Source organism: Stenotrophomonas capsici, from assembly GCF_034961085.1.
Classification (GTDB): domain Bacteria; phylum Pseudomonadota; class Gammaproteobacteria; order Xanthomonadales; family Xanthomonadaceae; genus Stenotrophomonas; species Stenotrophomonas capsici.
This window is the reverse complement of record NZ_JAYFUH010000249.1, coordinates 902,216-915,176: the sequence shown is the minus strand read 5'-3', so window position 1 is coordinate 915,176 and position 12,961 is coordinate 902,216. Positions and strand designations below refer to the sequence as shown.

Below are 12,961 nucleotides of genomic sequence, written 5' to 3'. Positions count from 1 at the left end.
GGAGGCGATCCGTTGATACAAAGGTTGCAAGCGTAACGCATCGTGCAGGCATCGTGACCTGCCGGTCGGCCCTTGAAAACCCCCACCCGCGTGTGCGGGACAGACTGTAGCGGCTGACCTCCACGAACCTTAGACGACATTCGGAATACGATGACAGCCTGTCCATTTGAGCCGTTGCAATGCTGCGTTGGGGCTGTTTCGGGTTGTTGGTTCTCTCGTTCTCGGCGCTGGCCCAGCCAGTGGCGCCGGTCATCAAGGTCGCCAGTGTGCGGCTCCCGCCGGTCAGCGAAAGCTGGATGAACGACCGCGAGCGCATCGCCACGCTGTTGGCCGATCTGCGCCCGGACGTGATCGTGGTCCAGGACGTGCAGCAGGTCAGCGACGCCAGCAATCCGGCCTGCTGGCTGGGCGGCAAGCTCCGCTACAGCTGTGACTTCGTCTCCGCCGACCGGCCCAGCCAAGCGCAGCGCCGTGGCAATGCGATCCTGACCCGGCTGTCGACGCTGGAGGACGGGATCACCCTGCTGCATGGCGACGACAGCCCCTCCATCGCCGGCATGCAACGCCTGCAACTGCAGCGCGCGCAACTGAACATCTATACCGCGCGCATGCGCCCGGCCGACAACACGACCATCGCGCGCGGGCATCAGGCCGCCGACCTGCGGACCTGGATGGATGCCACCGGCGAGGGGCTGCCATCACTGGTGGTGGGCGACTTCAGCGCGCCCACCGATGAGCTGGTCCGGCAGCTGCCGGGCTTCCAGCCGGCACGGCGCAACCCCTCCGTACGCCGTCCCGAGCCACGTCCCGCCGAGAGCAACGAACACGGCATGGACGTGCTCTACCAGGTACGCAGCTTCGCCGACATCAAGCAACAGGCCATCGTGTTGCCGGCCGAAGCGGCCAGCCTCGCCTCGACCCCGCTGGGCATGATGGCCACCCTGCGCATCACCCGGGCGTTCGACGAGGCCAGCAGCGACACCCCCTGAAACGACGAAAGCCGGACCTTTCGGCCCGGCTTCCACCGCATCCCGCCTGCAACCGGCGCGCCCAAGGGCAGCGCCGGTCGCCAGGATCAGGCAATGGCTTCCTGGTAACGGCGCTCGACTTCGTTCCAGTCGACCACGTTGAAGAACGCGCCGATGTATTCCGGACGACGGTTCTGGTACTTCAGGTAGTAGGCGTGTTCCCACACGTCCAGCGCCAGGATCGGGGTGTTGCCTTCGACCAGCGGGCTGTCCTGGTTGGCCGAGGACTCGACCACCACCTTCTTGTCCGGGGTCACGCTCAGCCACGCCCAGCCACTGCCGAAGCGGGTCAGCGCGGCCTTGGTGAAGGCTTCCTTGAACTTCTCAAAGCCGCCCAGCTGGGCGTCGATGGCCTTGGCCACGTCACCGACCGGCTCGCCGCCGCCGTTGGGCGACATCACGGTCCAGAACAGCGAGTGGTTGGCATGGCCGCCACCGTTGTTGCGCACCGGGCCCTGCAGGTTCTCCGGCAGCGACTTGGTCTTCTTGACCAGCTCTTCGATCGGCAGGTCGGCGTACTCGGTGCCTTCCAGCGCGGCATTGACGTTGTTGATGTACGTCTGGTGGTGCTTGCTGTGATGGATTTCCATCGTCGCCGCGTCGATATGCGGTTCGAGGGCGTCGTAGGCGTAGGGCAGCTTGGGCAGGGTGTAGGCCATGAGGAATCTCCTTTTGGATACCGGTTTTTGCGTCCGGCCGAAAAACCGGACAGTGCGGTATGAATGGTAGGGACGAACGGCCAACTTACCAAGGGCGATGTAAAGGAAACTTTGTCCCGTCACTGGGTCATGGATCATCCGGCCCCGACATGCGCCGCCGTTGTTACTCCCATGTGAAGCGTGCGCACTGAACCTGTCGTTCAACAAAGCACCCGCGCTGGCGTGATAATCGTCGCCTGTCCCGCCACCTGCCCCATTGCCCATGCGCAAGCCCTTACTGCTGGTCGTTGCCATCGTCCTTCTGATCGCAGGGCTGTGGGGAATGCGCTTGGTGCAGCAACCCGCACCGCCGCAGTTCGCGCCCTCGCTGACCCAGGAGGTGGCCGATGCGCCCGCTACCGCATCGCCTGTCCAGCGGACCAGCGCAGCGGCGGACCCGTTGCCGGCGTTCCTGCCGGCCGAAGCACGCGCCACCATCGCGCTGATCCAGCGCGGCGGCCCGTATCCGCACCGGCAGGACGGCAGCGTGTTCGGCAACCGCGAACGCCAGCTGCCGCAGCGGCCGCGCGGTTACTACCGCGAGTACACCGTCGATACGCCGGGACTGGACCACCGTGGCGCCCGGCGCATCGTCACCGGCGGCACGCCGCCGGAGGTCTGGTACTACACCGAAGACCATTACGAGAGCTTCCGCAGCTTCAGCGTCCCCGCCACCGGAGTACGGCCATGAGCGACAGCGGTTTTGACATGGGACTGGAAGACGTCAGCCAGGCCGGCGTCTACGGCGTCGGCGACGGCGACCTCGGCGGCCTGGCCGCGGCGGCCCGCGATGCCGGGCTGAAAGTGCTGCGGGTGGACCTGGAAGGCTGCAGCGACAAGCGCACCCTGCTGATGCGGCTGGGTACCCAGCTGGACTTCCCGCCCGGCTGGAGCCGCAACTGGGATGCCCTGTCCGACGCGCTGCGCGACTTGTCCTGGCTGCCCGCCAACGGCTACGCGGTGCTGTTCAGCGAGGCCACCGACCTGCGCCGGAACAGCCCCGAGGACTTCAACACGTTGCTGGATGTGCTCTCGGAAACGGCGATCAGCTGGGCAGAGCAGAACGTGCCGTTCTGGGCATTCTTCGAGCTGCCCGACGCCGGCGTCCCTGCGGACGAATGAGATCCGGCTTCGCCGCCAAGGCGGCTCCTGCACCGTGCAGGAGCGACCTCGGTCGCGAAACCCCTGGCGCTCAGGTCACGCGTCCAGCTCTTCCCAGCGTGCGTAGGCCGCATCCAGCTCGGCCTGCACCTTGCCCAGCTTCTGCGTGTGCGCGGTGACCTCGGCGCTGGAACGGGTATAGAACGCCGGGTCGTTCATCGCGCTGGTCAGGCCTTCCACTTCCAGTTCCAACTGCTCGATCTTCGCCGGCAGCTGTTCCAGCTCACGCGCGTCCTTGAAGCTGAGCTTGCGCTTGGCCGGTGCCGCCTCGGCCGCCGGGACAGCCGGCTTGGCCGCCGGCGTGGTCGCCGAGGCCTTGGCCACCGCCATGCCACTCATGGCAGGCGCCGGGCGCTGGCGCAGCGAGTCGGTGTAGCCACCGATGTAGTCGCCCACCTTGCCCTCGCCTTCCAGCACCAGCGTGGAGGTGACCACGTTGTCCAGGAAATCACGGTCATGGCTGACCAGCAGCAGGGTGCCGGTGTAATCACCCAGCAGCTCTTCTAGCAGCTCCAGGGTTTCCACGTCCAGGTCGTTGGTCGGTTCGTCCATCACCAGCAGGTTGGACGGCTGCGCGAACAGCTTGGCCAGCAGCAGGCGATTGCGCTCGCCGCCAGACAGGCGGGTGATCGGCGCGCGCGCACGCTCGGGGGTGAACAGGAAGTCCTGCAGGTAGGCATGCACGTGCTTGCGCTTGCCATTGAGGTCGATGAAGTCCGCGCCTTCGGCCACGTTCTCGATCGCGCTCCAGTCCTCGCGCAGGGTGGCGCGGTACTGGTCGAAGTAGGCGATCTGCAGGTTGGTGCCCTGGCGCACTTCGCCGCTGTCCGGTTGCAGCTCGCCCAGCAGCAGCTTCAGCAGGGTGGTCTTGCCGCTGCCGTTGGGGCCTATCAGGCCGATGCGGTCGCCGCGCAGGATGGTGGTCGAGAAGTCCTTGATCATCACCCGCTCGCCGAAGGCGAAGGACACGTCCTTGATGTCGATGACCTTCTTGCCGGAGTTCTCCGCGCCGGCTGCTTCCAGCTTGACGTTGCCGCCCAGCTCGCGGCGCTGGCTGCGCTCGTTGCGCATGGCCTTGAGCCGGCGCACGCGCCCTTCGTCGCGGGTACGGCGGGCCTTGATGCCCTGCCGGATCCAGACCTCTTCCTGCGCCAGGAGCTTGTCGAAGCGGGCGTTCTCCTGGGCCTGCGCGTTGAGGCGTTCCTCGCGGCGGCGCTCGTAGTTCTCCCAATCGCCCGGCCAGCTGGTGACCTGCCCGCGGTCGATCTCGACGATGCGGGTGGCCAATGCACGCAGGAAGCGGCGGTCGTGGGTGACGAACACCACGCAGCCGTTCCAGCCCTTGAGGAAGCCTTCCAGCCAGTCGATCGCCTCGATGTCCAGGTGGTTGGTCGGCTCGTCCAGCAGCAGCACGTCCGGACCGGCCACCAGCGCGCGCGCCAGCAGCACGCGGCGCTTCATGCCGCCGGACAGGCGCCCGAACTCGGCCTCGCCGTCCAGCTCCAGCTTGGTCAGGGTCTCGGCCACGCGCTGGTCCAGGGCCCAGCCGTCGGCGCCGTCGATCTTGGCCTGCACCTTGCCCATCGCATCACCATCGAACACCTCGGCGTGGCTCAGGCGGTGGAACTCGGCCAGCCAATGGCCCAGCTCGCCGAGCCCATCGGCGACCACGTCGAACACGCTGCCGGCCGCGCCGTGCGGCACTTCCTGCTCCAGGCGGGTGACGCGCACGCCCTGCTGGACGCGCACTTCGCCATCGTCCGGCTTGAGTTCGCCGGCCATCAGCTTCATCAGGGTGGATTTGCCGGCGCCGTTGCGACCGATCAGGGCGATGCGCTCACCCGGCTCGATCGACAGTTCGGCTTTTTCCAGCAACAACGGGCCGCCGACGCTGTAGTCGACGTTCTGCAGAGTAATCAAAGGCATCCGCACATTGTACGGGAGTCAGCCGTCGGCGAAGACGTTGGCCGGCAACCCCAGCAGCTGGCGCAGGCTGGCCGGCACGCGTTTGCCGGGGTGACGGACCAGCCACAGGCGTCGCCGCAGCGGCGGCAACGGGCTGTCCAGCACCTGCAGCTTGCCCAGCGCGACCAGGTCGGCCACCGCATGCCGCGACAGGCAGGCCAGGCCCAGGCCGGCCACCGCCCCCTGCTTGATGGCCTCGGTACCGCCCAGCTGCAGTACTTCGGCAAACCCATGCAGGTGCGGCAACAAGGCGTGTTCGGCCGCCTCGCGGGTACCGGAACCCGGCTCGCGCAGCAGCCAGCAGGCCTGCCGTAGCGCCTCCAGGCCCGCGCCGGCACGCAGCGCCGCCGCCCGGGGATGGCGCTCGCCGAAGACGATGACCAACTCGTCGTCCATCCATTCGGCCACGTCCAGCCCGGGCTCGTGGTTCGGCCCTTCGATCAGGCCGATATCCACCTCCATGCGCTGCACCGCGCTGGTGATCTCGCGGGTATTGCCGATCACCAGGTCGACATGGGCCTGGCCGTTGCTCTCCAGCAGGTCCGCTATGCGTGAAGGCATCAGGTAGTTGCCGATCGTGGTGCTCGCCCCCACCCGCCAGCGCACCGGGGTGCCCCCCGCCTGCCCGCTGCGGAAGCGCCGCTCGAGGTCCGCCATGCCCGCCAGCAACGCCCGGGCCTCCGGCAGCAACGCACGACCATGCCCGTTCAGCACCAGCCGCCGCCCGATGCGGTCGAACAGGGCCAACCCGAGCAGGCTTTCCAGTTCATTCAATGCGGCGCTCACGGCCGATTGCGACAGGCCGATGGTTTCACCGGCGGCAGTGGTGGTCCCGGCCTCGGCAATGGCGGAGAAGATCTGCAGCTGGCGCAGCGAGAGATGCATGACCTACCCGTAAAACAGGTTGAATGTACGAATAGTATCTGTTTTACAGCTGATGCAGCCGAGAGCAGCATGGGCCATCTCCTGATAACCCGTCGTTATGAACACCGCTACGCAAGGGCTGGCCCAGCCCACCCCGAACCGCCTCCCCGGCCTGCTGCTGACCGCCCTGATCGCCGGCCTGTCGATCTGGCTGGGTACCCTGCCTTGGCTGCAGGCCCATGGCATCAGCGCCCTGACGTTGGCCATCGTGATCGGCATCGTCATCGGCAACACCGCTTACCCGGCGCTGGCACCCCAGGCGGCCGCAGGCGTTGGCTTCTCCAAGGCCACCCTGTTGCGCGCCGGCATCATCCTCTATGGCATGCGCCTGACCCTGCAGGACATCGGCCAGGTCGGCACCGCCGGCGTGGTCATCGACGCCCTGGTGCTGTGCTCGACCTTCGCCCTGGCCTGGTGGCTGGGCACCCGGGTGCTGGGGCTGGACCGCAATTCGGCCCTGTTGATCGGTGCCGGCAGCGCGATCTGCGGCGCGGCGGCGGTGATGGCGGCCGAACCGGTGGTGAAGGGCCGCGCCGAGCAGGTCGCCGTGGCCGTGGCCACGGTGGTGATCTTCGGCACACTGGCGATGTTCCTGTACCCGCTGCTGTACCAGTGGGGCATCAATGCCGGCTGGATGCCGCTGGATGAAACCGCCTTCGGCGTGTTCACCGGTTCCACCGTGCATGAGGTGGCCCAGGTGGTCGCCGCCGGTCGGGCGATCAGCGAGCCGGCCGCCGACGCCGCGGTCATCACCAAGATGGTGCGGGTGATGATGCTGGCGCCGTTCCTGGTCGGCCTGTCGGCGCTGCTGGCCCGCGGGCAAGCGGCCGGCGACGGCCAGCGCGCGAAGATCACCGTGCCGTGGTTCGCGTTCGGCTTCATCGCCATGGTGGCGTTCAACTCGCTGCACCTGCTCCCGGCTGGCGTGGTCAGCGCCCTGGTGGATCTGGATACCGCCCTGCTGGCGATGGCGATGGCCGCACTCGGCCTGACCACCCACGTCTCGGCCCTGCGCCAGGCCGGCACCAAGCCCATGCTGTTGGCGGTACTGCTGTTTGGCTGGCTGCTGGCAGGCGGCATGCTGATCAATCTCGGCGTCAGGGCGATGCTCTGAAGCGGTGATGCTCCCTTCCCCGTCTGCGGGGGAAGGTGCCCGAAGGGCGGATGGGGGCGCTTTGCGCCTGCGGCTGGAAGCTGCCCTACCTTCGGGGGCTTTGCCTCGGTCAGCGTAACGCCCTCGCTTTTCTGCGAAAATGCCGCATGACTGATTTCTCTACCCTGCCCCTGTCGCCGGCGCTCGCGCCCGGCATCGACGCCCTGGGCTACACCACGATGACGCCGGTGCAGGCGTCGAGCCTGCCGCCGATCCTGGAAGGCCGCGACGTGATCGTCCAGGCCCCCACCGGCAGCGGCAAGACCGCCGCCTTTGGCCTGGGCCTGCTCAACCGCCTGGACCCGGCCACCGGCCGCACCCAGGCGCTGGTGCTGTGCCCCACCCGCGAACTTGCCGACCAGGTCGGCAAGCAACTGCGCAAGCTGGCCACCGGCATCCCCAACCTCAAGCTGCTGATCCTCACCGGCGGCATGCCGCTGGGCCCGCAGCTGGCCTCGCTGGAAGCGCAGGACCCGCACGTCGTGGTCGGCACCCCCGGCCGCATCCAGGAACTGGCACGCAAGCGCGCGCTCAACCTTGGCCAGGTACGCAGCTTCGTCCTCGATGAAGCCGACCGCATGCTCGACATGGGTTTCGAGGAACCCATCCGCGAGATCGCCGGGCGCACCCACAAAGAGCGCCAGAGCCTGTTGTTCTCGGCCACCTTCCCCGAGGCGATCCGCGAGCTCGCGCGCGCCCTGCTCAACGACCCGGCCGAAGTCACCATCGACGGGCAGGCCGAGGCCCCGGCGATCCAGCAGTTGTTCTTCGAAGTGGAACCGGCCCACCGCCAGAAGGCCCTGGGCGGCCTGTTGCTGAAGTACACGCCGGAATCGGCGGTGGTGTTCTGCAACACCCGCAAGGATGTGGACGAGGTTGCCAACTCGCTGCGCCAGTTCGGTTTCTCCGCGCTGGCCCTGCATGGCGACATGGAGCAGCGTGACCGCGACGAGGTACTGCTGCAGTTCGCCAACCGCAGCTGCAACGTTCTGGTCGCCAGCGACGTGGCCGCGCGTGGCTTGGACGTGGAAGACCTGGCCGCCGTCGTGAACTACGAGCTGCCCACCGACATCGACACCTTCCAGCACCGGGTCGGCCGTACCGGCCGTGCCGGCCGCAGCGGCCTGGCGATGAGCCTGGTGGCCGGCCGCGAACGCAACCGCGCCGATGCGCTGGAGGCCCAGCAGGGCAACCCGCTCAACTGGCAGAGGACGCCGCTGGCCACCGCGCGTCCGGCGCAGCTGCCGCAGGCGGCGATGAGCACCCTGCGCATCGACGGCGGCAAGACCGACAAGCTGCGCGCCGGCGACATCCTCGGCGCACTGACCGGCGATGCGGGGCTGTCGGCCAAGGCGATCGGCAAGATCGACATCTTCCCGACCCGCTCCTACGTGGCCATCAGCCACGAACAGGCCGGCAAGGCCGTCGCCCGCCTGGAAGCCGGCAAGATCAAGGGCAAGCGTTTCCGCGTCCGAAAGATGTAACCCCCGGGGACTCCAGCGCACCCGCAAGGCGCTGCCCAACGCAGGTGCAATGTCGCGATCAAGTCCCGGGCGTGCTTCGCCTGCCCGGGCGCTGCGCGGATGCCAGGACGGCCAGGCTGGCGATCACCAGCACCGCCAGCGCCACTCCACTACCGACACCGCGATGGATCAACAGCAGGTACAAGCCGATGCTCGCCGCAAGCAGGCCAAGACCCCAACCATCGCGCCTCATGCGGGCAGCGCCGAGCACGGCCAGCAGCCAGCCATAGGCAAACGCCCACGGATCCAGCCGTGGCGCGAACTCGTAGACATTGCAGACCACGAACCAGGCGCTCCAGCCCAGCATCGCCAACAGCAGTACCAGCCAACCCAGAATGCGCATGCCCTGCCCCGAATGAACCTGCGGCCATCATGGCATCGCCACGCCCGGCAGGTATGGCCTCGGCCCGCTCGGGCTGTCAGCTGAAGATCGCCACGCTTTGGCGGCCGCGCATCACCAGCTGCCGCTGCGCGTTCCAGACCTGCATGTCCTGCGAGGAGTAGCCGTCGCGTGCGTGCTGGCTGAAGGAGCGCAGCAGGAACCACTCCCCGGCCGGCGCCGGGTCCAGCAGTTCGAAGCTCCAGTTGATCGAGCTGACCGGCGCAGGCGCGCGGTATGCGGTGAAGGCCGCCGGTGGCATGGCATCCCCCATCGCCGCCAATGCAATGGCCGGATCCACCCCCTGCGCGTCGCGGTGACGTACCCAGGCCAACTGCTCCGGGAACGCCGCCGCGGACACCGGCATCGCACCACCGGCCGGCTTGAGCTGGAAGTTCTGCAGGAACGCCGGCACGAACGGGGCGGCCGCCGCGTTCAACTCGCGGCAATCGTCCACGCCGGGCACGTCCGGGAAGTCGCCGAAATCATGGACGATGCCGCTCTCGCGGGCGCGTCCGAACACCCCCATCAGGCGCGCCGCCAGCGCGCCCTCGGCGAAGACGTCCACCCCAAGACTCACCACCGACTTGCCTTCGCGCAGCACCTGCGGCGCGAAGGTCAACTGGCCCACGGCCGGGCCAATGAAGTTGACCTGCATCGCGCGCAGCGGCGGCAGCGGCGTCGCATGCGACTGGAGCGCGGCGCTGATGCCCAGCGCGGTGACGATGCCACCGTACGCGGTGCGCCCCTGGCGCCAGCTGTCGGGCAGCAGCACGCCCTTGCGCGCGTCGAAGGAGGACAGCAGTTCACTCAGGTTCGGCATGGGGCGTCCTGCAATGGAAAGTCAATAGACCAGCGTGGCCTGCAAGGGCACACCTGCAGGCAGGCGCGCACGGCCGCCGAGCCCGTCGAGCTCGACCAGCACCGCCGCACCGAGCACCTGCGCCTCCAGTTGCCCGGCCAGCAGCAGGGCTGCGGCCAGCGTGCCGCCGGTGGCCAGCACGTCGTCGACCAGCACCACCCGGGTACCCGGCGCGATGGCATCGGCGCACACCTCGATGCGGTCGCTGCGGTACTCCAGCGTGTACTCCTGCTGCAGGGTGGCACCGGGCAACTTGCCGGGCTTGCGCACCGGCACGAAGCCGGCCCCCAGCTCCAGCGCCAACGCTGCGCCGAGGATGAAGCCACGTGCCTCCACACCCAGTACCGCCTGCACGCCGGCCGCGCGCCAGGGCGCGGCCATGGCCTTGACGGCCGCATCGAACGCCTTGGCGTCCGCCAGCAGCGGGGTGATGTCCTTGAACAGGATGCCGGGCTTGGGGAAGTCGGCCACGTCGCGGATCGTGCGCGACCACTCGGGATAAACAGGAGTCATTTCAATCATCGAATCAGGAAAACAGGAGTCAGGAGCTGCACGACAGCATCGAGCAGCCGGCCCGTTCGCGCGCCCATTCCGGGCGGCGCCGGGCGAACGCCTCGCGGCCCGGCTGGTCGTCATAAGGATGCCGCAGGACGTCCAGCAAGTCCGTGATACCGGCCGAATCGCCTTGTTCGGCACGGTCGATGGCCTCCTGCGCCAACCAGTTGCGCAACACGTACTTCGGGTTGGCGGCGTTCATCGTGGCGCGGCGCACCTCCGGCGCCTGCGCGTCGGCCAGCACCCGCTGGCCGTGCCGCCGCAGCCAGTCCTGCAGCTTCGGCAGCACCTGCCCGCGCTTGTCCGGCGCGTAGAACGCCGCCTCCAGCACCGCCACATCCGGCGCCGCGGGGTCCACCTCGGCCAAGGCACGGAACGCCAGCGTCATGTCCATTTCGCCCTCGTGCAGCAACTGCAGGAACTGCGCCATCAAGGTGTCGTCCCCCTCGACGAAACGGCCCAGGCCCAGCTTGGCCACCAGATGATGGCGCTGCTCCTGCTCGAACCGCGTCCGGAACGCATCCAGCCCGGCCTGCAGCGGCGCGGCATCCTCGAACAGCGGCGACACGGCCTGCGCCAGCCGCACCAGGTTCCAGTACGCCACCTGCATCTGCGTGCCGAAGCGATAGCGACGGCCCTGCGCGTCGGTGGTGTTGGGCGTCCATTCCGGGTCGTAGTCCTCCACCCAGCCATACGGGCCGTAATCGATGGTCAGCCCGAGGATGGACATGTTGTCGGTGTTCATCACGCCATGCACGAAGCCCACCCGCATCCAGTGCGCCACCATCACCGCGGTGCGCGTGCAGACCTGCTCGAACCAGCGTGCATGGCGCTGCGCGCCGGCGTCGGCCAGTTCGGGGTAGTCGCGGTCGATGCAGAACGCCACCAGTTGGGTCAGCAGCGCGATGTCCCCGCGCGAGGCGGGCAGTTCGAAGCTGCCGAAACGGAGGAACGACGGCGCCACCCGGCACACCACCGCGCCGGGTTCGCCCTGCGGGTTGCCGTCGTAGAACATGTCGCGCACCACCGTTTCACCGGTAGCCACCAGGCTCAGGGCGCGGGTGGTCGGCACCCCCAGGTGATGCATCGCCTCCGAGCACAGGAATTCGCGTACCGAGGAGCGCAGCACCGCCCGGCCGTCGGCGCCGCGCGAATACGGGGTCGGCCCCGCCCCTTTCAGCTGCAGCTCCCAGCGCTGGCCGCCGGCCAGCAGTTCGCCCAACGAGATCGCGCGGCCATCGCCGAGCTGCCCGGCCCATTGGCCGAACTGGTGCCCGCCATAATTGGCCGCCCACGGTTGCATCCCGGCATACAGCGCGTTGCCGCCGAACACCTGCGCGAAGCCTTCGCCCTGCACGACGGATTCGTTGAAACCCAGCAGTGCCACCACCTCGGGCGAGTACGCCAGCAGGCGGGGAGCGGCCACCGGCGTGGGACTGACTGCCGACCAGAGCGCACCGCGCACTTCGCGGCGGCCGGGGCCACGCTCGGGATCGCCGGGCAGCGCCTGCACGAATCGGTTGTCGAAATGGGGCTCGTTGTTGCGCATCGCCTGCTCGTCACTGCCGTACACCCGGATCCTACCGGTTATGGCGCGCACGGTCGGCCACGGGGCGGCATAAAAGAAAACGCCGGAAGCTTTCGCTTCCGGCGTTCCAAGCTACCTTTCGGTGGCAGGGGTCGATTAGACCGCCTGCACCTGGTCAGCCTGCATGCCCTTCTGGCCCTGCACGGCGACGAAGGTCACCTTCTGGCCTTCCTGCAGCGACTTGAAGCCGGTGCCCTGGATGGCGCGGAAGTGCACGAACAGGTCCGGGCCGCTTTCCGGGGTGATGAAGCCAAAGCCCTTGGCATCGTTGAACCACTTCACAGTGCCGGTCTGACGATCAGACATTACAAACTCCTGAAACATTGATGAGAAAAATCGCAGCCACCGGATATTCGGGGCCGAGACTGAGTTGCAGGCGTTGGTAAAGCGGAACGATGAGCGGATCGGTGAGATCAACTGCATCAGGCCACGATTCACGGTGACCCTTGCAAGCACAGTGGGGCGAACGATACGCGGCTTTTGGTTAAAAAGCGATAAATACCGTATTCATCAAAGCTGAGCGGTTCAGCACCGCACCAATGTCGTCCGGATTCATGGACTTGGCTGGGCAGCGCCGGTCGGCGTCCCACAGGGGCACCGCTACACTGCGCCCCATGACTGCCCCCGATTCCCCGCCCGCCCCCCGCATCTGGGTTGACGCCGACGCCTGCCCGGTCGTCATCAAGGACATCCTGTTCCGCGCCGCCGAGCGCACCGGCATCGAAACGGTGCTGGTGGCCAACCAATGGATCCGGACCCCGGCCTCCCGGTTCATCCGCGCGCTGCAGGTGCCCGGTGGCCCGGACGTGGCCGATGACGCCATCGTCGAGCGGGTCGCCGCCGGCGACCTGGTCGTGACCCAGGACATCCCGCTGGCCGCCCGCGTGCTGGACAGGCAAGCCGCGGCGCTGAACCCGCGGGGAGATGTCTACACCGCCAACAGCATCGCCGAGCGACTGTCGGTACGGAACTTCATGGAGGAGTTGCGCGGCGCCGGCATCCATACCGGTGGCCCGGCCGCCCTGCACCCACGCGACCGCCAGGCCTTCGCCGCGCAGCTGGACCGCTGGCTCGCCCAGCGCCCACGGCCAGTCGCCTAGGCACCCGGGGCTGCCGGCCTGGGGC

Annotated in this window: 14 protein-coding genes; 6 read left to right on the top strand and 8 right to left on the bottom strand. The window is 68.0% G+C overall.

Annotated elements, in window-relative coordinates:
- Nucleotides 1–179 precede the first annotated feature (179 nt).
- Nucleotides 180–989: an endonuclease/exonuclease/phosphatase family protein gene (locus VA603_RS17380; protein WP_323439570.1), complete on the top strand. Its 810-nt coding sequence runs from the start codon at nucleotides 180–182 to the stop codon at nucleotides 987–989.
- An 86-nt stretch (nucleotides 990–1,075) separates the two neighbouring features.
- Here VA603_RS17380 and VA603_RS17375 read toward each other — a convergent pair whose 3' ends face one another.
- Complete coding sequence (locus VA603_RS17375) at nucleotides 1,076–1,687, bottom strand: superoxide dismutase (protein WP_323439569.1); 612 nt, start codon at nucleotides 1,685–1,687, stop codon at nucleotides 1,076–1,078.
- A 262-nt stretch (nucleotides 1,688–1,949) separates the two neighbouring features.
- Between VA603_RS17375 and VA603_RS17370 the strand changes: the two genes are divergently transcribed.
- Both VA603_RS17370 and VA603_RS17365 read left to right on the top strand, forming a co-directional pair.
- The gene (locus VA603_RS17370) at nucleotides 1,950–2,417 is read left to right on the top strand and encodes a guanyl-specific ribonuclease (RefSeq protein ID WP_323439568.1); all 468 of its coding nucleotides are present in this window, start codon (nucleotides 1,950–1,952) and stop codon (nucleotides 2,415–2,417) included.
- Nucleotides 2,414–2,848: a barstar family protein gene (locus VA603_RS17365; protein WP_323439567.1), complete on the top strand. Its 435-nt coding sequence runs from the start codon at nucleotides 2,414–2,416 to the stop codon at nucleotides 2,846–2,848. Before VA603_RS17370 ends, VA603_RS17365 begins: the two co-directional genes overlap by 4 nt.
- A gap of 75 nt (nucleotides 2,849–2,923) precedes the next feature.
- On the opposite strand, the gene VA603_RS17360 is transcribed toward VA603_RS17365, so the two are convergent.
- Entirely contained in the window at nucleotides 2,924–4,813 is a 1,890-nt protein-coding gene (locus VA603_RS17360) for an ATP-binding cassette domain-containing protein (RefSeq protein WP_323439566.1), read from the bottom strand.
- Nucleotides 4,814–4,831: 18 nt separating this feature from the next.
- Entirely contained in the window at nucleotides 4,832–5,737 is a 906-nt protein-coding gene (locus VA603_RS17355; protein ID WP_323439565.1) for a LysR family transcriptional regulator, read from the bottom strand.
- Nucleotides 5,738–5,834: 97 nt separating this feature from the next.
- Between VA603_RS17355 and VA603_RS17350 the strand changes: the two genes are divergently transcribed.
- Together VA603_RS17350 and dbpA are read left to right on the top strand one after the other, a co-directional pair.
- On the top strand, nucleotides 5,835–6,890 hold the full coding sequence (locus VA603_RS17350; RefSeq protein WP_323439564.1) for a YeiH family protein: 1,056 nt from the start codon (nucleotides 5,835–5,837) through the stop codon (nucleotides 6,888–6,890).
- Nucleotides 6,891–7,036: 146 nt separating this feature from the next.
- Entirely contained in the window at nucleotides 7,037–8,413 is a 1,377-nt protein-coding gene (dbpA, locus tag VA603_RS17345) for an ATP-dependent RNA helicase DbpA (RefSeq protein ID WP_323439563.1), read from the top strand.
- Between the two features lie 58 nt (nucleotides 8,414–8,471).
- On the opposite strand, the gene VA603_RS17340 is transcribed toward dbpA, so the two are convergent.
- The 5 genes from VA603_RS17340 to VA603_RS17320 all read right to left on the bottom strand — a co-directional run bounded on the left by VA603_RS17340 (nucleotide 8,472) and on the right by VA603_RS17320 (nucleotide 12,142).
- On the bottom strand, nucleotides 8,472–8,795 hold the full coding sequence (locus VA603_RS17340; protein WP_132864207.1) for a hypothetical protein: 324 nt from the start codon (nucleotides 8,793–8,795) through the stop codon (nucleotides 8,472–8,474).
- Nucleotides 8,796–8,871: 76 nt separating this feature from the next.
- Nucleotides 8,872–9,654, bottom strand: coding sequence for a thioesterase family protein (locus VA603_RS17335; protein ID WP_132864208.1), 783 nt, complete (start codon nucleotides 9,652–9,654; stop codon nucleotides 8,872–8,874).
- Between the two features lie 21 nt (nucleotides 9,655–9,675).
- Nucleotides 9,676–10,215, bottom strand: coding sequence for an adenine phosphoribosyltransferase (locus tag VA603_RS17330; RefSeq protein ID WP_425603729.1), 540 nt, complete (start codon nucleotides 10,213–10,215; stop codon nucleotides 9,676–9,678).
- Nucleotides 10,216–10,234: 19 nt separating this feature from the next.
- Nucleotides 10,235–11,797 (bottom strand): protein adenylyltransferase SelO, encoded by a 1,563-nt coding sequence (locus VA603_RS17325; protein ID WP_323439647.1) that lies wholly within the window; start codon nucleotides 11,795–11,797, stop codon nucleotides 10,235–10,237.
- Nucleotides 11,798–11,932: 135 nt separating this feature from the next.
- Nucleotides 11,933–12,142 carry a cold-shock protein gene (locus VA603_RS17320; RefSeq protein ID WP_039005002.1) on the bottom strand — a complete coding sequence of 70 codons (210 nt, stop codon included), beginning with the start codon at nucleotides 12,140–12,142 and terminating at the stop codon, nucleotides 11,933–11,935.
- 308 nt (nucleotides 12,143–12,450) lie between these two features.
- On the opposite strand from VA603_RS17320, the gene VA603_RS17315 reads away from it, so the two are divergent.
- Entirely contained in the window at nucleotides 12,451–12,936 is a 486-nt protein-coding gene (locus tag VA603_RS17315) for a YaiI/YqxD family protein (protein WP_323439562.1), read from the top strand.
- Nucleotides 12,937–12,961: the final 25 nt, after the last annotated feature.